We start from the raw sequence: 26452 nt of genomic DNA, 5'->3' as shown, positions 1-26452 counted from the left end.
ATACGAACAATGGTGCCATCATAACGACGCCGCCTGACACTCTCATCCGCTTCCCACCAGACTCCAAGAAACACCCCCGATCCATGGTTCTTTCCGGCCGAACCGGCGAATAATCAAAGGCATGAGCCATCTGTCTGCACCCGCGGTCCACGTGACGGACCTGTTCGCCCGCCGGGGCAGGCATCCGGTGCTGCACGGGTTGAGCCTCACGGTGCCCCGTGGCCTCGTCGTGGGCCTGATCGGGCCGAGCGGATGCGGCAAGACGACCCTGATGCGCTCGATCGTCGGCGTCCAGCTCGTGCAGTCCGGGGAGGTCACCGTGCTCGGCCGCCCCGCCGGCTCCGTCTCGCTCCGGAACAGGGTCGGCTATGTCACGCAGGATGCGAGTGTCTACGACGATCTCACCGTGCGGCAGAACCTGAGGTACTTCCGGTCGGTGCTCGGCGCCCCCGCGAGCGATGTCGACCGGGTGATCGACGCGACCGACCTGGGAAGATATGCCGGCCAGCTGGCGGGTTCGCTCTCGGGCGGCCAGCGCAGCCGGGTGTCGCTCGCCGGCGCCCTGCTCGGGTCCCCCGAGCTGCTCGTGCTCGACGAACCCACCGTCGGCCTCGACCCGGTCCTCCGGGTGGAGCTCTGGGAGCTGTTCCACCGGCTCGCGGCCGGAGGGACGAGCCTGCTCGTGTCGAGCCACGTCATGGACGAAGCGAGCCGCTGCGACCGGCTGCTCCTGATGCGGGACGGTGAGATCCTCGCAGACGACACCCCGGCCGGGCTGCTCGCGTCGACCGCGACCGACGACGTCGAGGCGGCGTTCCTGAGCCTGATCCGGCGGCATCCGTCGCCAGAAGACCCGCAAGCCGATGACCCGTCGTCCGAAGGCCGGCCGACCGGGACCGGGTCGACCGGATTCGATGGTGCGCTGTGAACCCGCGCCGTACGCTCGCAACGGCCGGACGGGTGCTCGCCCAGATCCGGCACGACCCCCGCACGATCGTGCTGCTCCTCGTCGTCCCGAGCCTGCTGATCGGCCTGGTGGCGTGGATCTTCTCCGACACGCCCGTGTTCGACAGGATCGGGCCGGCGATGATCGCCCTGTTCCCGTTCATCGTGATGTTCCTCGTGACGAGCATCACGACCCTGCGGGAACGCCGCACCGGGACGCTGGAACGGCTGCTCTCGATGCCGCTCGGCAAGGGCGACTTCATCCTCGGCTACACCCTCGCCTTCGGGCTGCTCGCGGTGCTGCAGTCCGCGGTCGCGGTCGGGTACGCGGTCTGGGTCTGCGGCCTCACGATCGCCGGTTCGGTCTGGTTGCTTCTCGCGGTCGCCGTCGCCGACGCGGTTCTCGGCACGACATTCGGGCTGCTCGCGAGCGCGTTCGCCCGCACCGAGTTCCAGGTCGTGCAGTTCATGCCCGCGCTCGTGTTCCCGCAGATCCTGCTCGGCGGTATCTTCCTCCCCCGCGACCAGCTTCCGGACGCCCTGCGGATCATCAGCGACTGGCTTCCGCTCTCGCACGCGATCGACGCCCTCCAGGCGGTCGCCTCGAATTCGCAGGACGCCGCGTACATCGGCGGCGAACTGCTCATCATCGGGGCGTGGATCGTGGGAGCGGTCGTCGTCGGCTCGATCACGCTCCGCCGCCGCACCCCCTGACCCATCCCCCGCCGCGGATTTCGGCGGGCGGGAACGGGCGGGAACCGGACGCCGGTCAGCGGGCGGCGAGCACCTTCTGGAGCCAGCGGTACGAGGACTTCGGCGTGCGCTTCCGCTCGGGGTCTGCGAAGTCGACCCGCACCAGGCCGTAACGCTGGGTGTAGCCCGCGGTCCACTCGAAGCCGTCGAGCAGCGACCAGACAAAGGCCCCGCGCATGCTCACCCCCGCCGCCGGCTTGCCCGGTGCAACGGCGTCGAGTGCGGCCACGAGGTGTTCGGCGAGGTAGTCGATCCTGGCCGGGTCGTCGACGGCGCCGCGGCTGTCGACCTGGTCAGGGAAACTCGCTCCGAGGCTCGTGAGGTACACCGGCGGGAGTGCGTCGCCGTACCGGGTCGCGAGCTCGGTGAGGGCGACGCCGAGGTAGGCCGGCGCGATCGCGCGTCCCGCCCCCGTGACCGTGAACTCGCGGAACGGGAGCACGTGGAACGGGAAGGAGACCACGGGCGCGTTCTCGTCGACCCTGCCTGCGTTCGCGGCGGTCCGCGGCCCGACGCCCGAGCCGGCGGCACCCGGTCCGCCAGGGCCGCCCGCCCGGCTCGCCGGCCCGCGGGAGCCGGGACCGCGGGAGCCGGGACCGCGGGAGCCGGGGCCGCGCGGACCCGAGCCAGCGCCGGCCTCCCCGCGCGCCCCGCCCGCTCCGTTGCCGGAGGGGCCGCCGCCGGCGACCGCACCGCTCACGACCGGAACGGGCCCGGCCGCCACCCGTGACGGCTGCACGTAGTTGAGACCGTAGAAGTCGAGCGGCTGGTGGATCGTGCGCAGGTCCTCCGGCTCCGTCTCGAGCAGCAGCCGCAGCTCGGTCTCGTAGGGTTCCGGCGGCACCGGGTAGCTCCCGAGGAGGACGGCGTCGGCGAAAACGCGGTTGTGCAGCAGGTCGAAGAGCGCGGCGGCGACTTCGTCTGCCTCTCTGTCGCTCGCCGGCTGCACGGGCGAGTACGCGTTGGCGATTCCGATGCCGCCGCGCACGTCGGCGGCGCGCAGGCCCTGGACGGCGAGGCCGTGGCCGAGGAGCTGATGGTGCGCGGCCGGCAGTGCGGCGAAGAGGCGGGCCTCGCCGGGGGCATCCGTGCCGAGGGCGTAGCCGGCGAGCGTCACGGTCGCCGGCTCGTCGAGAGTGACCCAGGCATCGACCCGGTCGCCGAACACGGCCCCGAGCTCGTAGGCGTAGTCGGCGAAGCGCGAGGCGGTGTCGCGGTTCAGCCAGCCGCCGCGCAGGGCAAGCGGCAGGTCGCGCTGGTGCAGCGTCGCCATCGGGCGGATGCCGGCCGCGAGCAGCCCGTCGACGAGCCGGTCGTAGAACGCGAGTCCGGTGCGCGCGAGCGCCCCGCGTCCGTCCGGCTGCACCCGGGACCACGCGAACGAGAACCGGTAGGCGTCGACGCCGAGCTCGCCCAGGAGGGTGAGGTCCCCGGGCAGCTTGTTGTAGTGGTCCGCAGAAACGGATGCGTTCGACCCGTCCACGATGCGGCCGGCGGTCGCCGTGAACGGGTCCCAGGCCGACTCGGCGCGCCCGCCGTCGCGGGCGGCGCCCTCGATCTGGAACGCCGAACTCGCGACCCCGATCGTGAAGCCGTCGGGGAGCCGGTCGCCGAGTTCGCTGGCGCGGTGCGGCCAGGCCCGGCCGGCGACCGTGTTGGTGTTGATCGGCTTGCTGCTCATCTCGGAGGACTCTCTGTACTGTGTCGGTCGGGTGCTGTGCGGTCCGTCGGGTGCTGGGCGGTCGACCGGTTCGTGGAGCGGCCGTGGGCCGCGGTCACCAGCCTGTCACGCGCGGCGCGAGAATTCGCACCCCGAGGTCGCCCGGCCGGCCGGTTACCGCCCGAGGACCCGTTCGAGGTACCGGTTCGTGAAACGGCGCTCGGGGTCGAGCCTGTCGCGTACGGCGACGAAATCGTCGAAGTGCGGATAGGTCTCGCGAAGGGATTCGGCGTCCCTCGTGTGCATCTTCCCCCAGTGCGGGCGCCCGTCATGGGAGCGCATGATGGCCTCGACGGCGGTGAAGTACTCGGCCGGTTTCTCCCGGTAGAAACGATGCACGGCGATGTACCCGGTCTCACGGCCGTGGGCCGTGGACAGCCACACGTCATCCGCGGCTGCGGACCGCACCTCGATCGGGAACGAGATCCGCCAGCCGGAGCGCTGGATGAGTTCGCGGACCTCGCGCACGGCAGCCGGAATCGCGGCGATCGGGAGCGCGTATTCCATCTCGTGAAAACGCACGGCGCGCCGGCTCACGAAAATGCGCGTCGAGGCATCCGTGTAATCCCGCCGGGCCATGAAACGCTCGGCCACCCGGTTGATCGTCGGCACGGACTGCGGGAGCACGGCTCCGATCGTGCAGAGTGCCCCGAAGACGCCGTTGGCGAGCAGTTCGTCGTCGATCCAGCGGGAGACCGGCGCGAGCGGCGCGCGCCCGGCGGCCGGGTTTAGCCGGGTGTTCGTCTTGGTGAGGGCCTTCTCGGTGTGCGGGAACCAGTAGAACTCGAAGTGGTCGGCGGCGCGGCTGCGCTCGTCGAAGGTGTCGAGCACCTCGCCGAGCGGCTCGGCCTGTTCGACGGCGTGCAGGAGGAAGTCCGGGACGCACTGGATCGTCACGTCGACGAGGATCCCGAGCGCGCCGAGACCGAGGCGGGCGGCGGGGAAGATCTCCGCGTTCTCGGTCTCGCTCACGTGCAGGAGTTCGCCGTCGCCGGTGACGAGGGTGAGGCCGACGATCTGGGTGACGAGTCCGCCGAAGGCCGACCCGGTTCCGTGGGTTCCCGTCGAGGTCGCACCGGAAATCGTCTGCCGGTCGACGTCCCCCATGTTGGCGAGCGCCAGCCCGTATGGCGCGAGCAAGCCGCGGATCCGGTGCAGTCGGGTGCCGGCGGCGAGGGTGACACGGCCGGTGGCCGTGTCGACGCCGACGATGCCGGAGAGGTCGGCCAGGTCGAGGAGCACGCCGGGGGCGACGGCGATGCCGGAGAAACTGTGCCCCGATCCGACGGCCTTGATCGGCATCCCGGATTTCGCGGCGGCGATCACCGCACGCTGCACGGCCGCGACGCTCGTGGGCCGCTCAACCCTGGCCGGACGTACGGACTCGCTGCGCGCCCAGTTCTGCCAGAGAGCACCGGTGTTCGTCACAGGAACGCCTTTCCCTCGCCGCGGTAGCTGGGCAGCATGTCGACGACCCGCCCGTCGTCCACCACTGCGAATTCTGTCACGTGTTCGCTGAGCTCCCCGGACTTGGTGTGCCGCAGCCAGACCCGGTCGCCGACGTCCAGGGCCGCGGCTCCGGGGCCAGCGAGCGGGGTCTGCACCTCGCCGGCCGCTTCCCGCGTCACGACGGCGAGCCCGGGCGGCCAGGCGAGGGCAGGCATCCGGTCGGCACCCGGCGGTCCGGATGCGACCCAGCCGCCGCCGAGGAGCGTTGCGGTCGCCGCGCTCGGCTTCCGCACGACGGAGAGGGCGAATGCCGCGGCGGGAGCGGGCGTGAATGCCGAATAGTTGTCGAAGAGGTGGCCGCCGAAGAAGCCGCTGCCCGCGGCGATATCGGTGACCGAGGCATCCGCGTGGGTGCTCTCGAGGGAACCGGTGCCGCCACCGTTGACGAATTCCAGGGGCGCGACCTCGCGCACGGCCGCGACGGCGGCGGCGCGGCGCACTCCGAGCTCGGCGATCGAGTGGCGACGCACCCATCGGTTCACGATCCCGGTGGTGAGCGCACGGGGGCGGCGACCGGCCGGCCGGTCACCGAGGCCGGCGACCTGCGATTCGTATGCCATCAGGCCGACGAGAGCGAAGCCGGGGCGCGCGACGATGGCCGCCGCGAAGTCCCTGGCCTCCGCGGCGGTATGCACCGGCGAGCGCAGCACGCCGAGGTGCCCGAGCACCGGGTTCTTCCAGCCGGCGTCGAGCTCGATGCACAGTCGGATGGTCTCGCGCCGGTGCGGGGGGATCACCGTGTCGATGAGATCGAGCTGGGCGAGCGAGTCGACCATCAGGGCGACCCGGGAGGCGAGCAGTGCCGAGCGGCCGAGGACCCCGATCGCCCCCCGGTCCACGCTCGGATAGCCGACGACGATGTCGTCGAGGGATTCCGCGAGCCAGAGCGCCTCGGCGAGGGTGTACGCGAGCACGCCCTGGTAGCCGGGCACGGCGAGGATGGCCTCGAGCACGCCACGGACGCGGATCGACTTCGAAGCAACGCGGATCGGGGTTCCGCCCGCGCGTCGCAGCATGTCGTGGGTGTTGTGGCGGAGCGCTCCGAGGTGCAGCGCCGCGACGGGCGTGTCGAGATGGCGAGTGGCCTCGGTCAGGGCCGGCCAGTAGCTCTCCGGTCGGAGCCAGGGCGCTCCGGTGGCGGGAACGCGCAGGTCAGGAAGCGTCATGGCGAGATCGGGCCTGTCTCACGGAGGGGCGGCGAATCCGCCTCGTGTCCGTCAGTATGCCCTACGCCCGCGTCCCGCGCCGGATAACAATCCCGTGCGGGATCGTGCCTGTTGCGCGTTGCACGTTGACAATCGGGGAGATGACCCCTGAAATGGAGGCAGGGGGGACCTATGCATCGCTCACGTTTCGCTTGCCCCGGCCCGCCGCAGGCCCGTCATGGTCGACGGCCGCGGCGGATGCCCATCGCGCTTCGTCACGCCCGGTCACCGATCCGGCTGGTCGCGCCGGTATTCCTCGTCACCGCGGCGCTTCTGCTCCTGAGCCTCGGCGGTTTCCTGCCGGGCACGGATGCCGCCCGCGCCGCGACCTCCCCCGCCCCGCCCCCGAGCGGGCCGGCCGCAACCCCGCTTTCGCCATCCCCCACGATCGACAGTCCTCCGGCCCATACCTTCGTCGGCCGCTCGACCACGACGGTCTCCGGCACTCGCGCGGCCAATCAGGAGATCCAGCTCCTCAACCCCGGTGAGGGCGACCCGCTCTGCATCATCGAAGCCACCCCGTCGACGGACTGGTCCTGCCCCGCAAACCTCCCGAGCGGGCAGAACGTCCGGCTGAAGGTCGTCGTGACAGGCGATTCGAGCCTCACCGCCGAGGAGACCATCGACGTCCTCGGTGAACCCGTCGTGACGGGCGGGCCGCTCGGCAACCCGGCGTCGAACGGAACCGTCCGGGGGTCCGCGTACCCGGGGGCATCCGTCGTCGCCACGGTGTCGACCGGCGAGAGCTGCCCGGCGACGGCAGACACGGGAGGGGCGTGGGCGTGCACCTTCCCTGACCTGCCGAGCAGCGGCATCCACACCGTGACGGCAGCGCAGCAGACCGGGTTCAGCGCGCCCTCCTGGTCGAACGACAGTGCAGCGCTCAGTATCCGTTTCGACTTCGACCGGCCCGCCGCTCCCGTCGTCTCGTCACCGACCGCCGGCGCGCGGGTGGCCCAGACGGGGTCGACGTACACGGGGACGGGTGAGGACGGCGCCACCGTCACCGTGTTCGCCGGCCCGTACTCGCTGTGCACCGTCGCCGTCGCCGCGGGAGCCTGGGCCTGCACCGCGACAGGCACGGTCGCCGCGGGCAACCACCTCGTGATCGCCGCCCAACAGGATGCCGCAGGCAACCAGAGCCAGGGAAGCCCCGGCCTCGGCGTCGACTTCGGTCCCGCACCGGACGCATCACCGTCGGCCACCCCTCCGTCGTCGTCGCCCTCTGCCGAGGCAGGGAGCAGCTCCCCGACAGCCACGGCTCCGGCGTCGGCGCCCGGCACACCGTCCGAGAGCGCCACCGCCACCCCGGCACCCTCGGCGACCCCGACGGCGGTCGCACCGGCACCACCGGGCGGCGGTTCGTCATCCGGACATGATCCCGCCCTCCCCGGCGGCTGGAACGACCCCACCCAGTTCACGAGCGCGGTACTGCCGCCGGGCGCGAACGCCGACTTCTCCTGGCTCGAGGCCGTACTCTTCGCCATCGGCGCCCTCGTGCTCCTCGTCATTCCCGCCCGTTTGCTGAGCGGCACGATCGTGCGGGCACGGGACGGCCGCCCGCTCTGGAACACGGCCGCCCTCTCCGGCCGCAACCAGGCGAGGGAGGAATTCGACAAGGCCCCCACCGTGATCGTGAACCGCTGGCTCATCGCGGCCGCCTCGGTCGCCGCTGCAGCGACGCTCATCATGCTCTCCGGCACCGTGTCGAGTCAGCCGGCCTTCCTGCGACTGCTGCTCGCGGTCATGCTCGCCCTCATCGTCGTCAACACGGTCGGAGCCCTCGTGCCGCAGTGGTGGAGCTCGCGGGTGTGGGGCGTGCCGGCATCCGTCACATTCCTGCCGCGGTACCTGCTGCTCGTCGCGGTGACCGCGCTCGGCTCGCGCGCGTTCGAGATCCATCCGGCACTGCTCTTCGGGCTGCTCGGCAGCGTCGCCGTCTCGAGCGGCCACAGCGCGATCCATCGCGGCCAGCTTGCGGCGCTGCGTGCCGGAAGCCTGCTCGCGCTCGCGCTCCTCGGCTGGCTCGTGCTCGGGATACTGCCGACCGGCGCGGATTTCGGGGACCTGCTCGCCGCCGAGGTCGCCAACAGCGTCGTGCTGACCGCGATCGGATCGGCGCTTCTCGTGCTCATCCCGATCGGCAGCACGAGCGGGCGCAGCATCGTCGCCTGGTCGCCGCTCGCCTGGATCGGGTTGACCCTCGCCGCCTTCACGATCATGTTCGCCGTGCTGAACCCCGTCGTCGGACTGTGGCACGGCGAGGGCAGCGTGACCCTGATGTGGGTCGCCTCCGGTCTCTTCGCGGCCCTCAGCGTCAGCGCCTGGGCATGGCAGCGCTTCGTGGTCCCTGAGCCCACCCTGTAGGCGACGACGTGTCCTCCGGCTTGGTATCGTCAGACTGTGCGCCTCGGAGTCATTGACGTCGGTTCGAATACCGTCCACCTGCTCGTCGTCGACGCCCATGCCGGCGCCCAGCCGGTCCCGATGGCTTCCGACAAGGCCGTCCTCCGGTTGATGCGGTATCTCACCCCGGAAGGGGCGATCACCGGGGAGGGCTGCGCTGCCGTGCTGTCCGCGGTGCAGCACGCGGCCGACGTCGCGAGCCGGCACGAGGTCGACGACCTGCTCCCCTTCGCGACCTCCGCCCTCCGCGACGCCACGAACGGCCCGGAACTGCTCGCGACGATCGAGAGGGAGACCGGCGTCGCCCTGCAGGTCCTCTCCGGCGAGGACGAGGCCCGCCTCACCTTCCTCGCGGTGCGACGGTGGTACGGCTGGTCGGCTCGGGACATCCTGCTGTTCGACATCGGCGGCGGGTCGCTCGAGATCGCCGCCGGCGCGAATGAGACACCGGCGGTGGCCCTCTCTGTCCCGCTCGGCGCCGGGCGCACGACCGTGGGATTCCTGCACCACGATCCCCCGCTCGCCGAGGAGGTTGCGGCCCTGCGCGCACACGCGGCCGACGTGCTCGCCGAGGCCGTCGCATCCTTCGCCGGACAGCCGGCCCCGCACCACGTCGTCGGCTCGTCCAAGACGATCAGGTCCCTGGCGAAGCTCGCAGGGTATACCTCGGACGGTTTCGGTTCGGGTGAGCGGATGCTGCTCAGCCGCGCCCAGCTTGCGGACTGGGTACCCCGGCTGGCCCGCATTCCTGCGGACGCCCGCCCCGCCCTGCCCGGTATCACCGCCAACCGCACATTCCAGATCGTGGCGGGCGGGATCGTGCTCCAGGCAGCGATGGCCGCCCTGAAGGTGGACGAACTCGAGGTCTCGCCCTGGGCCCTCCGCGAGGGCATCATCCTCCGCTACCTCGACCGGCTCGGCTGACCCCGGCTGGGCTAGGCACCCGCTGCGGCCGACGGATCGGGAGCGAATCGTTGCTGGCCGAGCACCGCGAGTAGTTGCAGCTTGTCGTAGCCGGGGGTGCCGGGCGCGGCCGTCAGCACCAGGAGAGTCTGAGCCTGGTTCTCGGTGAACAGCGCCTGGCAGTCGAGCTCGATCTCGCCGAGCTCGGGATGCACGATGGTCTTGTGGTCGTCGAAGCGTGCGGCGACTTCGTGCTGGTCCCACAGGGCCGCGAACTCCGGGCTGAGGTGCAGCAGCCGCGCCACGATCTGTTCGGCCCGGTGGTCGGGGCCGCCGGCCGTCAACGCCAGCCGGAGACCTGCGGCCTGGATCCGGCCCTGGTGGGCATGGGCGGCCTCCGGGTAGTACCGGCGCTCGTCGGGATCGGTGAACCACCGGTAGAAGGCGCTCCTGGCCAGGCCGGAATGGCGGGTCTGGTCCCCGAGAAGTGCGGTGGCGAGCCGGTTCTGCACCAGGGTGTCTGCGAGGTCGGACAGCACGAGGGCGGGAGTGTCGTCGAGCCTGTCGAGCACGCGCAGGAGGGCCGGGCTGATGTGGTCGGTCCGCCGGATCCGCGGGGGCGCCGTGTGACCGGCCAGCCGGAAGAGGTGGTCGCGTTCGTCGAGGCTCAGGCGGAGTCCTCGGGCGATGGCGGCCAGCATCTGGTCGGATGGCTGGGGGCCACGCTGCTGTTCCAGCCGGGCGTAATAGTCAACGGACATGCCGGCGAGATTCGCGATTTCCTCCCGCCGCAGGCCGGTGGCCCGCCGCCGCGGTCCCTTCATGAGACCGACATCTTCCGGCTGCAGCAGCTCGCGGCGCTTGCGCAGGAAATCGGCCAGCCCCGGTCTGTCCATTCCTCGTACGTCCATCTCCCCATCATCACCGCTTAACGCGACCGGTGACAGGGATCGCCGGTCCGTGGACAAGGGCTCCTCTCCCGCCGGCGGACAGGAGGCGGCAGAGTCGTAACACCGCGCATCCGTCACCGGCGGCGCACGCCGCGCGACAACTGACACCCGGCACCGTCGACACCGTCGACGAGCGCATGAGAGAAAGCGACACCATGAAGACCACAGGCAACACCATTCTGATCACCGGCGGCACGTCCGGCATCGGGCACGGCCTCGCGCTGCGCTTCCACCAGGCCGGGAACACGGTGATCGTCGCCGGGCGCCGACAGGAACTCCTCGACGCGATCGTCGCCGAGAACGACGGCATCGAGTCTCTCGTTCTCGATGTCACGGACCCGGACTCGATAGCGAGTGCATTCCGCACCGTGACCGCCGAGCACCCCGAGCTCAATGTGTTGGTCAACATGGCCGGCATCATGCTCCCCGAGAACCTGCTCGATTCCGGGTTTCTGGCGACCGCAGAAGCGACGGTCACGACGAACCTGCTCGGGCCGCTGCGGATGCTGAGCGCGTTCACGCCGTTCCTGATCGGACAGCCCGACGCGGTCATCATGAACGTGTCCTCGGGACTGGCGTTCGTTCCGCTGCCGATGACGCCGACGTACAACGCGACCAAGGCCGCCATCCACTCCTTGACCGAAAGCCTGCGCGTGCAGCTGTCCGGCACCTCGGTGCAGGTGCTCGAGCTGATTCCCCCCGCCGTCCGCACGACGCTCCTGAACCAGGAGAACAGCGAGCAGGCCATGCCGCTGGACGACTTCCTGTCGGAGGTTATGGGCATACTCGAGGCCGAACCCGACGTCGAGCAGGTCACGGTGGAGAACGTGAAGTTCCTGCGGTTCGCTGAGGCCGACGGCGCGTACGACCGGGTGCTCCGGCTGCTCGGCGGTCACTGAGCCGGGCGGGGTCGCCGACCGCTCAGACCCCGCATGTGGTTGACTCGCCCCATGACTGAAACGGGGCGTGAGCGGGTGGCGGCGGATGCCCGCGCCCGCGGACTCGACATCGACATCGTCCCCCGGCCCGCGGCCGACAGCCTCGAAAGCGCCGCACGGCTCCTCGGGATCGACCCGTCCGGCATCGTCAAGTCGCTCGTCGTCAAGCGGCATGACGGCGACTATCTCTTTGCGCTCGTGCCCGGCGACCGGCAGATCAGCTGGGCGAAGCTGCGCGCACTCGTCGGCGTGAACAAGCTCTCGCTCCCGCACGAGGACGTCGCCCTGGCGGCGACCGGCTACTCCCGCGGCACCATCACCCCGCTCGGCAGCACGACCCCCTGGCCCGTCTTCGCCGACGAACGCCTGCGCGGCAACCGGGTCGCGATGGGCGCGGGCGAGCATGGTTACTCCGCATTCGTCGACGCCGACGCCCTGATCGACGCTTACGGCGCAACCGTGGCCGACATCACCGACCCGTTCAAGCCGCGGGCGTAACCACGGCGCGTAACCGCAGCGCCGGCGACGGCCGGCTGCCGGCTACAGCTCGGTGCGTTCGATGAGGTCGATCACGGAGATGTTCAGGTAGCGACAGATCCGCTCGAGTTCCTCGACGTAGAACGATTTCTCCCCGGTGAGCCGTCGACGCAGAATGGCCATCGAGATTCCGGTCGCCGCCGACAGCTCCTTCAGGGTCCGGCCCTGGTACCCCATCTCGCCGCGGATCTCCTCGGCGATCCTGGCGCTTCGGCGCGGCGCATGCTCGAGCATCGGTTCCTCCCGCATCGCACGGTGGCTGGGTGACACAGCGGCTGTCGCGGACATTCAACCGCCATCTGTCGCGCTCCGAAAGAGCCTCCGACCGGAAGTGGAAGAATCGGGTCATGCACATAGCCGATCTGACTCCGGCGGACCTCGGTAGCGCATCCGCGCTCTGGGACCAGGCCGGACTCACCCGACCCTGGAACCCGCCCGAGCTCGACCTGCTGCGCGCGCTGGCCGGGGAGACATCGACCGTGCTCGGGCTGTTCGACGGGAAGACCCTCGTCGGAACCGTGATGGTCGGCCACGACGGCCACCGAGGCTGGGTGTACTACCTCGCCGTCGACGACACCCACCGCGGTACCGGACTCGGACGGCGACTGATGGTCGCCGCGGAGGATTGGCTCCGGGAACGTGGCGTCGTGAAGCTGCAGCTGATGGTCCGCTCGGCCAATGCGGCAGTACTGTCCTTCTATGATCGCCTCGGCTACGAGGATGCCGATGTCCAGGTTCGCGCGAAATGGCTCCGCTGAAGCGATAGCCTGTCATCGATACCCCTATGGGTATGCCGGAATCAGCAACGAACGGAAGGCACCTGTGTCCAACGAACCGTCAGCCGCCGAGACCTCGCTGGCCGGGCAACCCGCCCACGGACCGCTGCAGCGCAAGGTCGTCGGCGTACTCGTCGCGGGGCAGATTCTCGGCGGAATAGGCATGGGGGCGACACTCTCCCTCGGTGCCCTTCTGGCGGCTCAGCTCTCCGGGTCGAGCTCCTGGTCGGGCATGGCCGCCACGATGAGCACTCTCGGCGCGGCCCTCGTCGCCGTGCCCCTCGCCCGGCTCGCCCAGGCCAGGGGGCGGCGACTTTCCCTTGCGACCGGTTCGCTCGTTGCCGGCGCCGGCGCCGTGCTTGCGATCACCGCGGTCTCCGTCAACGTCTTCGCTCTCCTGCTCCTGGCATTGATGATGCTCGGCGCCGGATCGGCCGCCAACCTGCAGGCCCGATTCGCCGCCACAGACCTGGCGAGCCAGGCCTTCCGGGCCCGCGATCTGTCGATTGTGGTCTGGTCCACGACGATCGGCGCCGTTCTCGGACCGAACCTGTTCGGCCCCGGCGAGGTCGTCGGCGCCTTCCTCGGCCTGCCCCCGATGACGGGTGCCTTCGCGTTCTCCCTGCTCGCCACGGTGGGCGCGGCGATCGTGTACACGGTCGGGCTCCGGCCCGACCCACTGCTGACGGCGCTCAGGTCCCGGGGGACGGATTCCGCCGCGCCGCGCCCACGCGGCGGCCTGGACATCCTGCGCTCCACCCCTTCCGCGCGCTATGCCGTCGCGGTGATCGCCCTGAGCCACGCCACGATGGTCGCCCTGATGTCCATGGCTCCGGTGCACCTGCGCGAGCACGGCGCCACCCTCACCGTCGTGGGGCTCACGATCAGCCTCCACGTCGCCGGCATGTACGCCTTCTCCCCCGTGTTCGGCTGGCTGGCCGACCGGGTAGGACGGATGCCCGTCATCCTCGCCGGCCAGGCCCTGCTGTTGTCGTCGCTCACGCTTTTCTGGCTCGCGGGAGACTCGAGCACCGCCATGACCGCTGGCCTGATCCTGCTCGGCCTCGGCTGGTCGGCATCCGTCGTCGCGGGCTCAGCCCTCATCGGCGAGGCGGTCGGGCTGAATGACCGGGCGGCCCTGCAGGGCTTCTCCGACCTGTCGATGAACGCGGCCGGCGCCCTCGGCGGCGCCCTGGCCGGTCTGGTGCTCGGCGCCGTCGGTTATTCCGGCCTCGGCCTGGCCACCATGATCCTGGTGGGCGTCGTCGTGACCTGGTCGATCAACCGGGCCGCCGGCGCCCGCCGCACCGCTGCTGCCTGAGCATGCCGTGTCTACCGGCTGCTCCGCTCCGCTCGCAGTGAGGGATAGCCGCCCGCCCAGCTGCCGAGCAGATGCGCCGACTGACGGTCATCAAGAGTCAGGAACACGCTCGCTCCGAACATGATGTCGCCGACCGCCTCCGGGTCATCTTCGGCGAGCGAACCGGCGAGGGCCCGGCAGGCCGATTGTTCACGCGCGAAGCCGGCTTCGACGTGCACATCGAAGTACCGGGCCACACTGTCGTCGAAACCGAGGCGCTGGAATCCATCGGAGTACAAGCGGCTGGGAATCGCCGACGTCATCTCGAACGCGGCCAGGTGCCCGACGAGCGCGCCACGCAGGCGCCGGTTGAGCCCGAACATCGAAATCGCGTTGACGGAAGCGAGCGTGACAGCCGGCACCGCGTCGACGGATGCGACGTAGTCTCCCTCGAGCCCCGCCGCCCTCAGGGCATCCGCGAAAAGGACCGAATGCATCCGCTCGACCCGGCCGCCGCCGTATTCACCGGCAAGGATTTCGATGAGTGCCGACTTGGACCGGCCGGCCAGGCGCGGGATTCCCCAGGCGTACGGATCCGCCTCTCTGAGCGCGTAGACCGAGCGGTGGACGAGGAACTCGACGGCCTGCTGCCCGGTGGCCGCGCGCGCCACGTAGAGTGCCAGGCCTGGGTTGTGCTCGTGCCCGGTCAGGGTGAAGAGTGCACGGGCGACGTCGTCGCGGGTCGCCGCGGGAATCGGAGGCTGCGGCGCCGAGGCCCGCAATGCGGCCTCGAAACCGCGCTCGAGGACGACACGTGCAGCCAGGAGGGCGGGATGCCATTCCCACTCGTCGTCGCCCGGCACGACACCGTCGTAGTGCAGGCGGTACAGCAGGAACAGAGTCAGCTGCAGGTCCTCGTCGACCAGGATGTCCGGGACTCGGCCGAGGGCACGTGCGGCCAGCGCCTCGAACCCGGCCAGGCCGGACCCTCCCGTTTCAGTGGACTCGGAGAGCGCGGCGAGGAGCCGCTCGCTGACCGGGCCGCGGGCCGACAGGGCCGCACGGGCAAGGGTGGAGGGGAGCATGAAGCCTCGTTCCAGTACTGCGATCGAGTCGCGCCGGCAGGCCGGCGGGACGATTCAAACGCCCTCCACCGTAGAGAGGGGGCAGGCGTGGACTGTTCGCCGGATCGGAATTGGGAACAGTCACTAATAGGACGTACCCCGAAGGCGAATCGTCACGATCATCCGAATGTTGCTTCCTCACCGACGCGTCATGCTCTGCGATACAGTCAGGGAATGCTGAGTCGTGTTCCATTCTGCCGCGATACCCGAGCATGAAGCCAGAGACGGGTGCGCCGTCGCGCGGCCTGGATCCCCGGCGCAGAGGAGTCCTGCAGCGCCGGATCCGCTGGATCGTCGCTATCACGATCAGCTACAACGTGGTCGAGGCCATCATCGCCCTCGCCGCCGGAACCGTCGCCACCTCGGCCGCGCTGATCGGGTTCGGCCTCGATTCCATCGTGGAGGTCCTGTCCGCCGCCGCGATCGCGTGGCAGTTCTCCGCACCCGATCCGGAGAAGCGCGAACGGGTCGCCCTGCGGGTCATCGCTTTCTCGTTCTTCGGGCTCGCCGCCTACGTGAGTGTCGACGCCACCCTGTCCCTCTTCGGAGTCCGGGAGGCCGTGCACAGCCCGGTCGGCATCGGGCTCGCCATGGCCAGCCTGCTCGTGATGCCGTTCCTGAGCTGGTGGGAACGTCGCACCGGGACCGAACTCGGCTCGGTTTCAGCCGTGGCTGATTCCAAGCAGACCCTGATCTGCGCCTACCTCTCGGCCGCTCTTCTGATCGGGCTGTTACTGAATACCCTGCTCGGCTGGGCGTGGGCGGACTCGCTCGCGGCGCTGTTCATCGCCGGCTTCGCGGTCCGGGAAGGAATCGAAGCGTGGAAGGGCGACACCTGCGCCGTTCCCGTGGCCGCACTGACCGGCGAACGCACGGTCGATCCCTGCGACTGAGCTCTCTCCGACAGCCGAAGGGACCGGGTCCCCGAGGGGTCCCGGTCCGGGCACTGCGTTCAGTCGAGGTCTTCGACGCCGAGGGCGAGTGCCTGCTCGCGGCGCTTGCTCATCGACGGCGCTGCGAGCGCTGCGATGATCGCGACAACGGCCACGGCGGCACAGACCCAGAAGCCGATCGTGAAGGCGTCGTCCAGGGGCAGGCCCTGCGAGGTGCTGTGCGACGTGATCAACGCGGCGATCACGGCTGTGCCGATGCTGCTGCCGATGGTGCGCGCAATCGTGTTGACGCTGCTCGCCTCTCCGGTCTGGTGGATCGGCACGCTCTCGATGATCGCGTTGGACATCGCTGCGAAGGCCAGGCCGATGCCGGCACCGGTGAGCAGGCCCGACACGACGACCTGCCAGAGTTCGGCGTGGTTGAGTGCGGGAATCACGAATGCGGCGGTCACGAAGAGGGCGCCGAAGACCATCGGCGGCTTCGGGCCGATCTTGCGCACGAGGATGCCGGCGACGGGACCGAAGACCACCATCATGAGCACGGTGGGGAGCAGGAACAGGCCGGCAGAGGACACCGACTCGCCGAAGCCGTAGCCCGTCACGGTCGGCAGCTGGAGCAGCGTCGGCACGAGGACGAAGGTGCCGAACATGGCGAAACCGAAGACGAGTCCCACCACGTTCGCCGTCCACACGCCGCGGATCTTGAACAGGCGCATGTCGATCAGGGGTTCCTTCACCCGCAGCTCGACGAACACGAACACGACGAGGGCGAGGGCGCCGAGGGCCAGGAGGCCGATCGTGCTGCCGGAGTCCCAGCCCCAGGACTGTCCCTTGCTGATCGCCAGGAGAAGCGAAACGAGGCCGACCGTCAGGATGACAGCACCGAGCACGTCGAGGTGGCCGGGTCGCTTGACCGGTGACTCCGGCATCCCGAAGATGACACCGAGCAGGGCGATGACGACGAGGATTCCCGGCAGCCAGAACAGCCACGGCCAGGACAGGTTCTCCACAATGGGTCCCGCGGCGACGATGCCGACCCCGGCACCGACGCCGAAGATCGCCGACAGCAACCCGATGGTCACCCCGACCTTCTCGTGCGGAAGTTCATCGCGCACGATGCCGATCGAAAGCGGCATCACCGCACCGGCCGCACCCTGCAGCACGCGGGCCACGATCAGGACACCCAGGTTGGGGGCGAGCGCCGCCAATACGGTGCCCGCGAGGAGCAGGGCGAGCACGACGATCATGATCCGGCGCTTGCCGACCATATCGCCGAGACGTCCCAGGATGGGCGTCAACACGGATGCCGACAGCAGATACGCCGTCAGGATCCAGCTGACATCGGCGGTCGAGGCGCCGAGGTCTTTCCCGATCGTCGCGAGTGCCGGGGCGACGAGCGACTGCAGGACCGAGAAGGCCAGGCCACCGAGGGACAGGTAGAGGACGATGAGCGTGCTGTTTCGGCTACGGGCGGGCGTCGGAATCGAGCCCGTGGCCGGCCGTTCGGTTGTTTGGGACATATCTCTCCGGATGCTATGTAAACAGTTGGCGACTTAGGCCAGCATAGCCATGATCGCCCGTAAGTCAAAGCATGTTTACATCGGTTCTGCCGGCCTGTACCGTGGAGGGGAACGAAAGGATGCCATGACACCGGGTATGCCGACCATCGATGCCGCCCCCTCCGAGTCCGACGCCCCGGGCGGCGTCCGGCAGCGCGACGCCGCCAATACGCGGCAGTGCCTGCTGCAGGCGGCACGGCGTCGATTCGCGCACGACGGCTACGCGGCGACGACGGTCCGGGACATCGCCACGGACGCCGGCGTGAACGTGGCACTGATCAACCGGTATTTCACATCCAAGGAAGGCCTCTTCGAGGCGTGCCTGACCCGTGCCGTTGAAGAGCTCGACCGCCCGATCCCGGAGAGCGACACCGTTGAGCTGATGCTGCAGACCATGCTCAGGCACCTCGCGGAGCTGCCGAGCGGTGAGCATCCGCTCGGGCTCCTCCTGCTCTTGCGTTCCTCCGGGGATGAATCGGCGGAACGGATCCGCCGTAATACGTTCCGTCATTTCGCCGAACGGTTGGCCGCGGCCGCCGGCTGGCGGCCGGATGACGCCGAAACCGAGCATCTCATGCTGCGCGCCCAGATCGCCCTGTCCGTCGGCTTCGGCATCGTGCTGTTGCGAACCACCTCGGGATTGGAGGCCCTGTCATCGGCCTCCGCAGGAGACCTGGCCGGTCCACTCGGCGACGTTTTCGCCGCACTCCTGGAGCCTGCACCCGACGCCCGCCCCTGACTTCCGCCGGGTGGGGTCAGGTTTTCCCGAGAAGGCAACAGCTGGGAACGACGGCTCGTTGCGAGGCTGTCACCGGGCTCGCATCACACTCGGTTCAATGATCAGGGCGCGTCGCGACCGGGAGCCAGACGCGCATCGTGGACGGGCCACGGTTCGCCCAGTCGAAGTAGGGAATGAGCTCGACGTCACAGGCGGCATTCTCAGCCGTGAACCCGCCGTCGTGGCCATAGGGCCAGTCAGGATTCGGCGATTGGGCTGACTGCGCGTGCACCCGCGCTCCCCGCACGGTCTCGGTCAGGCCGACGCGATCGTCGATGGACACGCCTGCGAGGTCGTGTCCCTCCCGGAGGTCGCAGGATTCCAGGCACATCACGAGTGGGCCACGCTCGATGGCGACCGTTCCGCGGACCGCGTCGATCGACGGATGCGGGTGGGTCACCCGCGGCGCCATCGGCAGGTCGAGCGTCAATTGATCACCTGCGCGGAAGGCGCGACTGATGGTGACCGTCGATCCGGAGCAATCGACTCGTGCCCCGTTGACCGTGACGACGGCGCGGCCGATGGCCCACCGTGGGATGCGCAGGGAGACCGATGATTCCGCTTCCGGCGCCTCGCGGATGTGAACCGAGACGGTACCGTCGAACGGGTAGCCCGTTCTCACCTCGAGGGCGATCTGGCCGGTCGCAAGATTCGTCGCGACGTCATAGTCGCCGTATTGGTGCAGTTGCACCCCGGTTTCCGTTGCGGTTGCGAAGTACAGGTTGACGCTGGCCAGGGTGCGGGCGATGTTCGTCGGGCAACACGACACCTCGAACCAGGGAGCACGAAGGCTGGACTGCGCGCGCGCGTTGATTTCATCCTCCTCCGGCACGGTACCGTCCACGCGCTGGTGAAGGGTGTTGGTGTAGAAGAACGCCCGGCCATCGGCGCGCGGGGAGGCGAGGATGTTGTTGAGGAGTGTGCGCTCGATGAGGTCCGCGTACTTGGCGTCGCCGGTCTGCAGCAACAGGCGCCAGCTCAGCATCACCGATGCGATTCCAGCACAGGTCTCCGCGTAGGCGCGGTCCGGCGGCAGCTCGTAGTCTTCGCCGAATGCTTCGTCGAGATGGTGTGATCCAACGCCGCCGGTGATGTACGTGCGCCTGGCCACGGTGTTGTCCCACTGCGCGGCCACCGCGCTCGCGAGCGCCGAATCGTCGGTCTCGACGGCCACGTCCAGGGCGCCCGAAGCCAGGTACAGCGCACGCACCGCATGACCGCGGAGAACGGTGGCGTCCCGCACCGGCATGTCATCGAGGAAATACTCTGCTCCGAACCTGTCGGGTACGAGCAGGCCGCGCCCACGACGTTCGACGAGGATGCGGGCGAGTTCGAGGTAGCGCGGCTCGCCTGTCGCTCGGGAGAATTCAACGAGGGCGACCTCGATCTCGGGATGCCCGCAGACGGCGTCACGACCGTCCGGCCCGAACTCGCCGTAGACGTGGTCGGCGAGACGCCGAGCCACCCGCACGAGCTCGTCATCGGAACCGGACCGTAGCCGCGCGACGGCAGCCTGGATGAGGTGCCCGAAGCAGTAGAGCTCGTGTCCCCATTCCAGGTTCGAATAGCGCGGCGGTTGCCCGGAGCGCCCGAAGCTCGTGTGCAGGTATCCGTCGGCCTCCTGGGCCGACTCGACACGGGCGACCAGGGCGCGGTATCTGAATTCGAGATCGGCGTCGGGCTTTCGTCCGAGTTCCCAGGCCAGAGCCTCAAGCAATTTGTACACTTCGGAGTCGACGAACTCGATCCCGGCGTGGTCGCTGCCGAGCGCGCCGTTGGCGGCGCGATCGAAGTTCCCGATCCACCCGATCCGCTCCATCCACCGCTGGCAGTGGTCGAGGATGACTTCGGAGTTCAGGGTTTGCTTCTCCTGCCAGAATCCCCCGGTGAGAGACACTTCGTCCGGTCCGAGTGCCCGCAGCGCGCTCGTCGACGGCCGCACGGGGCCTCCGCGGAGTGTCGGGGGTGCGATAAGAGAAGGCATGTGTCGTGTTCTTTCGGTCAGTTGTCGGACGCTCGGATGAACGCTTCGTGCGCGAGCAGGAGGTAGGAGCTCGCGGTCCAGGTGTATGCACGGTCGCGGAGACCGTCGCCGCTCAGCGCGTCAAAATTCTCAGCGAACCCCGACCTTTCGCAGAGGCGGCGAAAGCGCTCGCTGACGGTATCCGCGAGTGTCGCGAAGCCTGCCCTGCGTAACCCGTCTTCGACGATCACGGTGGAGGGCGCCCAGATCGGGCCCCGCCAATAGCCGTCGGATTCGTACAGCGGTGATGAGGGCAGCTCGGTCGCCGGTCCCCAATCGGTGAGATGACCCGTGATGGAATCGGCCACACGCTCGCGCACCTCCACCGGTAGGAAATCCGCCGCGACGATCGTCAACAGGTTGAGGAGGCTCGTCGTGGAACTCGTGCGCCCGCTCAGCGGGGCGCGGGCCACGAAGTGCTCGCCGTCCCAGAGCTCGGCCAGCAGGGCGGTCGCCATGGAGTCACGCTGGCCGCGCCTGCTGGCTCCGTCGTCCCGGCCCAGTTCGTCCGCGAGCCGCGCGAGAGTGTCGAGTTGCAGAATCAGGAAGGCGGCGAGGTCGGGGGCCTCGATGACGCGGTCGCGGTCGAAGGTCGAGGAATTGTCCCAACCGCTGTCATTGCCGTGCTGGTAGTGCGCGAGCTCGTGCCCGGCGATGCGCCGGGAGTTGAGCCAGAAATCCGTCCAGGCCGACAACTGGTCGTATACGGCCGCGAGGACGTCCACGGGAATGGCGTCGGGCATCCGCTGGCGCAGCTTGTCGAATGCCCAACCGTGAATCGGCGGCTTCACGAAGTTGTACAGGATTTCTGAGTGCGTCACGGAGTCGGGTAGAGCGCCGGAGGAGTCCTGGTGGTCGAAGATGAGCCGAAACTGGCCGAGCGCAGCGCCGGGATCGCCGGGGGCCAGGGCCAGCGCGTTGAAACAGTGGTCCCAGCTCCAGACCTTGTCCATCCAGTGCTTGGACATCAGGATGGATTCGTGCTCGAGGAAGCCGAGCGGGCGAACCGTCGCCGACCACATCACGTAGCCGGCGAGCGCGGCGGTCGGCGTGCGCGCGTCGCTCCAGCCCGCCACACGGTCCAGGTACCCCGCGAAGTCCTGGCGGGTCGACAGGACGACCTGGTCGAATGAGAGAGCCGGGCGATAGCTCGGCCGGGCGGACTCGAACTCCTCGATCGCCACTTCCCAGCCGTCGGCTCCGGAAACGACGACGTCACGGACATGCGCACCGAGGGCCTCGGCGCCGTGCACGTCGAGCTCGCCGCGCAGGCTCGTGACCCGGTAGCGGCGACCCGTTTCGTAGGAGGTGAAGACGGCGGCGCCGTCCATCGGGTCGCGCAAGAGGTAGGAGCCCGTGAACGGAGTCAGCCCCGTCGACGCATCGCCAATCGTCAGGTCGACGCCGCGACCGCGGATGCGCAGGCAGGCCACCCCGTCGAAGGCCGCATCGATCTTTCCTTCTGCCGCGGTCCACGACAGGAGTGCAGGCGAGGCCGTGACGGTCGTCTCCGTCCGGACGCCGTCCACCTGCGGCACGAGAATGAAGACCGCGTGCATTCCGTTCTGGTGGGCGACCAGATGCAGGTCCTGATGCACGGTGTGCAGCGCAACGACGGGCGAGATGTCGAACCACGCTCCCCTCGCGCTGAAGGGAATGTCACGCACATCGAAGGCCGGCAGGTCAGGCCCCGACGGGGTCGGGTTGGGTGTGGGGACGGTGATGCCCTGGCCTGGAATGAGTCAGTCCTTTACTGCGCCGGCGGTCACGCCGGCGGCGACGTAGCGCTGGGCGACGATGAGCAGGATGGCCGCCGGTATCGACGCGACGACTGCGGTAGCCATGATCGCGTTCCATTGCGAGGTGTTGTTGCCGATGTACTTGTAGATACCCAGGGTGATCGGCAGGAATTGCCCGCTCCGGGAGAGGGTCGACGCGAAGATGAAGTCGGACCACGCCCACAGGAAGGCGAACAGGGAGACCGTGATCGCGGAGTTCCGGCTCACGGGCAGCACGATCGACCGGAAGGTGCGCCACGGTCCTGCTCCATCGACCGTGGCCGCCTGGATGAGTTCGTTGGGGATACCGGACATGAAGGCAGTGAAGAGGAGGACACCGAACGGAACGGCGATCGTCGAATCAGCGAGGATCAGGCCACCGACGGTATTGAGGAGTCCGCTGTTCAGGTAGATGGCGTAGAACCCCATCGCCATCACGACTCCGGGGATCATCTGCGCGACCAGCAGGATGAACGTGAGCGGGGCAGCACCTCGCAAGCGCAATTTGGCGAGCGCGTAGCCGGCAGGCGCGGAGATGACGAGCGTGACGACAACCGTGCCGAGGCCGATCAGCAGACTCGTGCCGAGGTATGGCAATTGCTGCGAAAGCACCGCGGTGTAGCCGTCGAGCGTCGGTGAGAATGGGAAGAGGTTGGGCGGTGAATCGCGCAGATCGCTTGTCTTCGTGAAGGAGACGTTGATCATCCAGTACACGGGAAAGAGCATGACAGCGGTGAGGAGGAGTCCGATCGCGGTGTTCCACCAGGAGCGTCGATGAGACATTATTTCTCCGTCCTGTTCTGAATGCGCAGATAGATGAACCCGAAGATCAGGGCGATCAGGATCAGGACGTTGCCCACGGCTGCAGCCGGGCTGAAGTCGGGGTTGCCCGTTCCGAAGGCCTCCCGGTACGACCAGGTGGCGAAGGTGGTCGAGGAATCCCCCGGGCCGCCGGCCGTCATGATCCAGATGATGTCGACGACTTTCAGCGTGTAGATCAGCCCGAGCAGGATCGTGATCAGCGAAACCGGACGCAGCAACGGGAAGGTGATCCGCCAGAATTTCTGCCACGCGTTCGCACCATCGAGGGAGGCAGCCTCGTAGAGGTCTTCGGGAATGTTTTGCAGACCCGAGTAGAGGACGACGAGGTTGAACGGGATCCCCAGCCAGATATTCGCGATGATCACGGAGGCAAGCACCAGATCGGGCGAGGTCAGCCAGTTCACGGGTGCGACCCCGATCACGCTGAGGGCCGAGTTGATCACCCCGTTGTCCGAGTTCATCATGGACGACCAGGTCGACGCGGACACGATCAGCGGGAGCAGCCACGGGACCAGGAACAACCCTCGCAAGACGCCGTTGAGTCGGAAGTTGTTCCGGAAGAAGACGGCGAGGATGAGGCCGATGCCGAACTGGAACGCGATTGAGACGACGGTGAACAGCGCCGTGTTGGTCAGCGCCTTGGCGAACGTTTTCGATCCGAAGACGGCGACATAGTTTTCGATGCCGACGAACGCGGCATTGCCCTGCACGAAGGCGCGCGGGGTGTAGTCGTGGAGGCTCAGTTCGATGTTCCGATAGAGCGGGAACGCGTAGAAGATGATGAGGTAGGCGATGAGAGGGGCGACGAAGGCCAGGGCAACCCACTGGCTGGTGCCGAAAGAAGTTCGCCTCGATCTTTTTTTCGGGGGGAGTGGAGCGGATGTGCCGACCGCCCCACCCGCGTCGGGGCGTGCGGCCCCGACGCGGGCAGGAAGTGTGGTCATGGTGGGATGCCCTTCGTGTTCTCGGTGGGAGGCTTCGGTCTACTTGGCGATAGCTGCTGCGGCAGCAGTCTGGGCTTCCTTCAGCGCTTCCGTGGGCGTCATCGCACCGCTCAGTGCGTTCTGGATGGCGGTATAGACCTGCTCTGAGATCTTCGGGTAGTTGGCACCGAGGTTGTCGCTGGTGCGCCCCTTGGCTGCCTTCACGGCGTCGACCCACACCGAGAGTTCCGGGTGTTCGACAAGCAGGGCGGCCTGGCCTGCCGTGGTCGCGGGGATGTAGTACGCGAACGTGTCGGCGGTCTTGACCTGGCCTGCGGTGGTGCTCATGCATTCGACGATCTTCTTGGACACGTCGTAGCGCGCCGTGTCCTTCTGGGTCGGGATGACCATGAATTCGCCGCCGGTCGGTGCGGGAGCCGCTCCCCCGGCCTCGGCCGGGATGGTGATGTAGCCGGTCTTGAAGCTGGCCTTCGCTGCGCTGTTGACCTGCCACGTGCCGTTCACCGCGAAGCCGAAGTCACCGGTGAGGAATTCCTCCCAGTTGGTGTTCTGCGAATTCGTGATGACTGAGTTCGGCGCGAGGCCCTGGCTGACCCAGTCGGTCCACAGTGTCAACGCAGAAATCGCCTGGGTCGAGTCGAGCTTGTTGAGGTTGGCTCCGGCTCCCCAGAAGAACGGCAGGAACTGGAAGGTTCCTTCTTCACTCGCGAAGCCGGCGAAGGTGATGCCCTTGTGACCGGCGGTCTTGACCTGCTGCAGGGCTGCGGTGAGGCTGGCCCAGTCCGTGACCGTCGCAGGATTGACGCCCGCCGCGTCAAGGACGTCCTTGTTGTAATAGAGCGCGAGGGTGTTGGCGCCGACGGGAATGCCGTACGTCTTGCCGTCGAGGACACCGGCCCCGAGGAGATTGGGGTCGATCGCGGATGTGTCGAGCCCGATGGACTCCATGTCGTTCAGGGCGCCAGTGTCTGCCAGGGTCGTCACGGCCGGGTTGTCGAGGAGGATGACGTCGGCTGCGGTGCCCTCCTGGGCGGCAAGCAGGGACTGGTTGGTCAACGACTGGGAGTCGTACGCCGTGCGTTTGATGGTCACGCCGGCGTCGACACCGCAGGCATCGATGCGCTTGGCCCAGTCGGAGCTGGCGTCGTGCTGGGGATACGGATCCCACACTGTGTATTCGGTGCTGCCGGCACTGCTGGAGCTGCCACCGGCAGCCGAGCATCCGGCCATGGCCAGTGCGAGGGTCGCGACCCCGGCGACTGCCATCGTGCTACGTACGAACTTCATTGTCATCACGTTTTTCCTTCATTGGAATAGGGCAGGAATATCAGAGCAGAATTGTGAAACAAATAAAACTAGTTTCAATAGGGCGAGGCTAGCACTGAGCTTCCCGGTACGTCAATCGGAATTTGTCTCTTTTGTCAGTGAATTGCGGGGCACGCGGGGTACAGTCTTTTCTCGTAGGGTTTCACGCGACTCGGCCGAACAACGACCCGGCCTCGACATCGGTTTCATAGGCGAAAGGACACCATGGGCAAGACGAATGACGCAGTCACCCTCGCCGACGTGGCGCGTGCCGCCGGCGTGTCCATTGCGACGGCGTCCAAGGCTCTCAACGGCAAGACCGTCGTGCGCGAGGCAACCCGGCAGCACGTCGAGGAGGTGGCCCGGAGCCTCGCCTTCACGCCCAACCCGTTCGCCCGCGCACTCAATTCGTCGATCACGGGTACCATCGGCGTCCTGACCGCAGACCTCGCCAACCGGTTCGTCGTTCCGATTCTTCTCGGCGTCGAGGACGCCTTCGGTGCGGACTCCACGTCGGTCATCCTCACGGATGCCCGGAACGACTCCATCCGGGAGTCGCACCAGTTGCGCACCCTCATGGCGAAACGCGTCGACGGCATCATCGTCCTGGGCGACAGTGACACGTCCCGCCCTTCGATCACGGAACAGGTGACGGTACCGGTCGCCTATGCGTTCGCCGCCAGCCAGGACCCGAAGGACTCCTCATTCACGACGGACAATTCCCAGGGCACCGATCTCGCCATCGACCACCTCGTCTCCCGGGGCCGACGCGGTATCGTCGCGATCAGCGGCGATCCCACCTTCTCGGCGGCCGTCGAACGGCTCACCGGCGCCACCCAGGCGATGAAGCGGCATGGCCTGCAGCTCGTCGGCGGTGAGAACCTGTACGGCGACTGGAGCGAGGACTGGGGCCGCCAGTGCGTGCATGCCCTCATCGAGGCCGGGCACCACTTCGATGCGATCTTCTGCGCCAGCGACCAGATCGCCCGGGGCGCCATCGAGCAATTGCGCGATGAGAACCTCCGCGTGCCCGAGGACGTCGCCGTCGTCGGCTACGACAACTGGGAACTGTTCAGCGTGCATTCACGCCCGCCGATCACCACGATCGACATGAATCTCCAGGAGCTGGGCCGGGCGGTGGCACGCGAACTCATCGACGCCATCAAGGGACAGCCGCATCCGGGAGTGCACCGTGTCCCGGTGCGCCTCATCCCGCGCGCATCCACGACGCGGCTCTGACCCCGTCGTTTCGCACACCGGCGACGCCGCGCCCTGTCGGTACCG

The 26452-nt window shown here is 68.3% G+C and carries 23 protein-coding genes; 11 read left to right on the top strand and 12 right to left on the bottom strand.

From position 1 onward, the window contains the following. Positions 1–121 precede the first annotated feature (121 nt). A complete protein-coding gene (locus RHM57_RS03585; protein WP_134449480.1) occupies positions 122–928 on the top strand; it encodes an ABC transporter ATP-binding protein in 807 nt (268 codons plus the stop codon). Continuing rightward, on the top strand, positions 925–1659 hold the full coding sequence (locus RHM57_RS03580) for an ABC transporter permease (protein WP_134449479.1): 735 nt from the start codon (positions 925–927) through the stop codon (positions 1657–1659). Before RHM57_RS03585 ends, RHM57_RS03580 begins: the two co-directional genes overlap by 4 nt. A gap of 55 nt (positions 1660–1714) precedes the next feature. Here RHM57_RS03580 and RHM57_RS03575 read toward each other — a convergent pair whose 3' ends face one another. The 3 genes from RHM57_RS03575 to RHM57_RS03565 form a co-directional block, all read right to left on the bottom strand. Continuing rightward, positions 1715–3379 carry a glycoside hydrolase family 1 protein gene (locus tag RHM57_RS03575; protein ID WP_322136210.1) on the bottom strand — a complete coding sequence of 555 codons (1665 nt, stop codon included), beginning with the start codon at positions 3377–3379 and terminating at the stop codon, positions 1715–1717. Positions 3380–3532: 153 nt separating this feature from the next. Beyond that, a complete protein-coding gene (locus RHM57_RS03570) occupies positions 3533–4846 on the bottom strand; it encodes a D-arabinono-1,4-lactone oxidase (protein ID WP_134562006.1) in 1314 nt (437 codons plus the stop codon). Then, positions 4843–6093, bottom strand: coding sequence for an alanine racemase (locus tag RHM57_RS03565; protein WP_322136211.1), 1251 nt, complete (start codon positions 6091–6093; stop codon positions 4843–4845). The genes RHM57_RS03570 and RHM57_RS03565 overlap by 4 nt, the downstream gene beginning before the upstream one ends. 237 nt (positions 6094–6330) lie before the next feature. Here RHM57_RS03565 and RHM57_RS03560 point away from each other — a divergent pair, with 237 nt between their 5' ends. Next, entirely contained in the window at positions 6331–8499 is a 2169-nt protein-coding gene (locus RHM57_RS03560; RefSeq protein WP_322136212.1) for an Ig-like domain-containing protein, read from the top strand. A gap of 36 nt (positions 8500–8535) precedes the next feature. Next, positions 8536–9462 carry a Ppx/GppA phosphatase family protein gene (locus RHM57_RS03555; protein ID WP_134448313.1) on the top strand — a complete coding sequence of 309 codons (927 nt, stop codon included), beginning with the start codon at positions 8536–8538 and terminating at the stop codon, positions 9460–9462. Positions 9463–9473: 11 nt separating this feature from the next. On the opposite strand, the gene RHM57_RS03550 is transcribed toward RHM57_RS03555, so the two are convergent. Then, on the bottom strand, positions 9474–10337 hold the full coding sequence (locus RHM57_RS03550; RefSeq protein ID WP_322136213.1) for a helix-turn-helix transcriptional regulator: 864 nt from the start codon (positions 10335–10337) through the stop codon (positions 9474–9476). A gap of 209 nt (positions 10338–10546) precedes the next feature. Between RHM57_RS03550 and RHM57_RS03545 the strand changes: the two genes are divergently transcribed. Together RHM57_RS03545 and RHM57_RS03540 are read left to right on the top strand one after the other, a co-directional pair. Further along, positions 10547–11290 (top strand): SDR family oxidoreductase, encoded by a 744-nt coding sequence (locus RHM57_RS03545; protein ID WP_134448311.1) that lies wholly within the window; start codon positions 10547–10549, stop codon positions 11288–11290. Between the two features lie 51 nt (positions 11291–11341). Then, entirely contained in the window at positions 11342–11827 is a 486-nt protein-coding gene (locus RHM57_RS03540; protein WP_134448309.1) for an aminoacyl-tRNA deacylase, read from the top strand. Positions 11828–11869: 42 nt separating this feature from the next. Here the strand turns inward: RHM57_RS03540 and RHM57_RS03535 are convergent, their stop codons facing one another. Next, entirely contained in the window at positions 11870–12154 is a 285-nt protein-coding gene (locus tag RHM57_RS03535; protein ID WP_134558272.1) for a helix-turn-helix domain-containing protein, read from the bottom strand. A 59-nt stretch (positions 12155–12213) separates the two neighbouring features. Between RHM57_RS03535 and RHM57_RS03530 the strand changes: the two genes are divergently transcribed. Further along, complete coding sequence (locus RHM57_RS03530; RefSeq protein ID WP_135100929.1) at positions 12214–12624, top strand: GNAT family acetyltransferase; 411 nt, start codon at positions 12214–12216, stop codon at positions 12622–12624. Between the two features lie 64 nt (positions 12625–12688). Beyond that, complete coding sequence (locus RHM57_RS03525) at positions 12689–13963, top strand: MFS transporter (protein WP_241987485.1); 1275 nt, start codon at positions 12689–12691, stop codon at positions 13961–13963. 11 nt (positions 13964–13974) lie between these two features. Here the strand turns inward: RHM57_RS03525 and RHM57_RS03520 are convergent, their stop codons facing one another. Next, positions 13975–15027, bottom strand: a complete 1053-nt coding sequence (locus tag RHM57_RS03520) for an iron-containing redox enzyme family protein (protein WP_322189591.1) — start codon at positions 15025–15027, stop codon at positions 13975–13977. Between the two features lie 251 nt (positions 15028–15278). Between RHM57_RS03520 and RHM57_RS03515 the strand changes: the two genes are divergently transcribed. Next, complete coding sequence (locus RHM57_RS03515; protein ID WP_134558269.1) at positions 15279–15959, top strand: cation transporter; 681 nt, start codon at positions 15279–15281, stop codon at positions 15957–15959. A 59-nt stretch (positions 15960–16018) separates the two neighbouring features. Here the strand turns inward: RHM57_RS03515 and RHM57_RS03510 are convergent, their stop codons facing one another. Next, a complete protein-coding gene (locus RHM57_RS03510) occupies positions 16019–17479 on the bottom strand; it encodes an MFS transporter (RefSeq protein WP_134563969.1) in 1461 nt (486 codons plus the stop codon). A gap of 124 nt (positions 17480–17603) precedes the next feature. On the opposite strand from RHM57_RS03510, the gene RHM57_RS03505 reads away from it, so the two are divergent. Next, positions 17604–18257, top strand: coding sequence for a TetR/AcrR family transcriptional regulator (locus RHM57_RS03505; RefSeq protein WP_198413436.1), 654 nt, complete (start codon positions 17604–17606; stop codon positions 18255–18257). Positions 18258–18351: 94 nt separating this feature from the next. Here RHM57_RS03505 and RHM57_RS03500 read toward each other — a convergent pair whose 3' ends face one another. From RHM57_RS03500 to RHM57_RS03480, 5 genes are all read right to left on the bottom strand, one after another. Continuing rightward, complete coding sequence (locus RHM57_RS03500; protein ID WP_322136217.1) at positions 18352–20280, bottom strand: glycoside hydrolase family 127 protein; 1929 nt, start codon at positions 20278–20280, stop codon at positions 18352–18354. 17 nt (positions 20281–20297) lie between these two features. Continuing rightward, on the bottom strand, positions 20298–21986 hold the full coding sequence (locus tag RHM57_RS03495; RefSeq protein ID WP_322136218.1) for an amylo-alpha-1,6-glucosidase: 1689 nt from the start codon (positions 21984–21986) through the stop codon (positions 20298–20300). A 75-nt stretch (positions 21987–22061) separates the two neighbouring features. Beyond that, on the bottom strand, positions 22062–22880 hold the full coding sequence (locus RHM57_RS03490; protein WP_322136219.1) for a carbohydrate ABC transporter permease: 819 nt from the start codon (positions 22878–22880) through the stop codon (positions 22062–22064). After that, entirely contained in the window at positions 22880–23863 is a 984-nt protein-coding gene (locus RHM57_RS03485; RefSeq protein WP_134448291.1) for a carbohydrate ABC transporter permease, read from the bottom strand. The genes RHM57_RS03490 and RHM57_RS03485 overlap by 1 nt, the downstream gene beginning before the upstream one ends. Before the next feature lie 39 nt (positions 23864–23902). Next, positions 23903–25150, bottom strand: a complete 1248-nt coding sequence (locus RHM57_RS03480; protein ID WP_134558264.1) for a sugar ABC transporter substrate-binding protein — start codon at positions 25148–25150, stop codon at positions 23903–23905. A gap of 243 nt (positions 25151–25393) precedes the next feature. Between RHM57_RS03480 and RHM57_RS03475 the strand changes: the two genes are divergently transcribed. Further along, complete coding sequence (locus tag RHM57_RS03475; RefSeq protein ID WP_134448289.1) at positions 25394–26407, top strand: LacI family DNA-binding transcriptional regulator; 1014 nt, start codon at positions 25394–25396, stop codon at positions 26405–26407. Positions 26408–26452: the final 45 nt, after the last annotated feature.

Origin of the sequence: Cryobacterium sp. 10S3 (genome assembly GCF_034344045.1) — a bacterium.
Classification (GTDB): domain Bacteria; phylum Actinomycetota; class Actinomycetes; order Actinomycetales; family Microbacteriaceae; genus Cryobacterium; species Cryobacterium glucosi.
The sequence above is the reverse complement of the archived record's forward strand: the minus strand, read 5'-3'. Positions and strand labels throughout refer to the sequence as shown.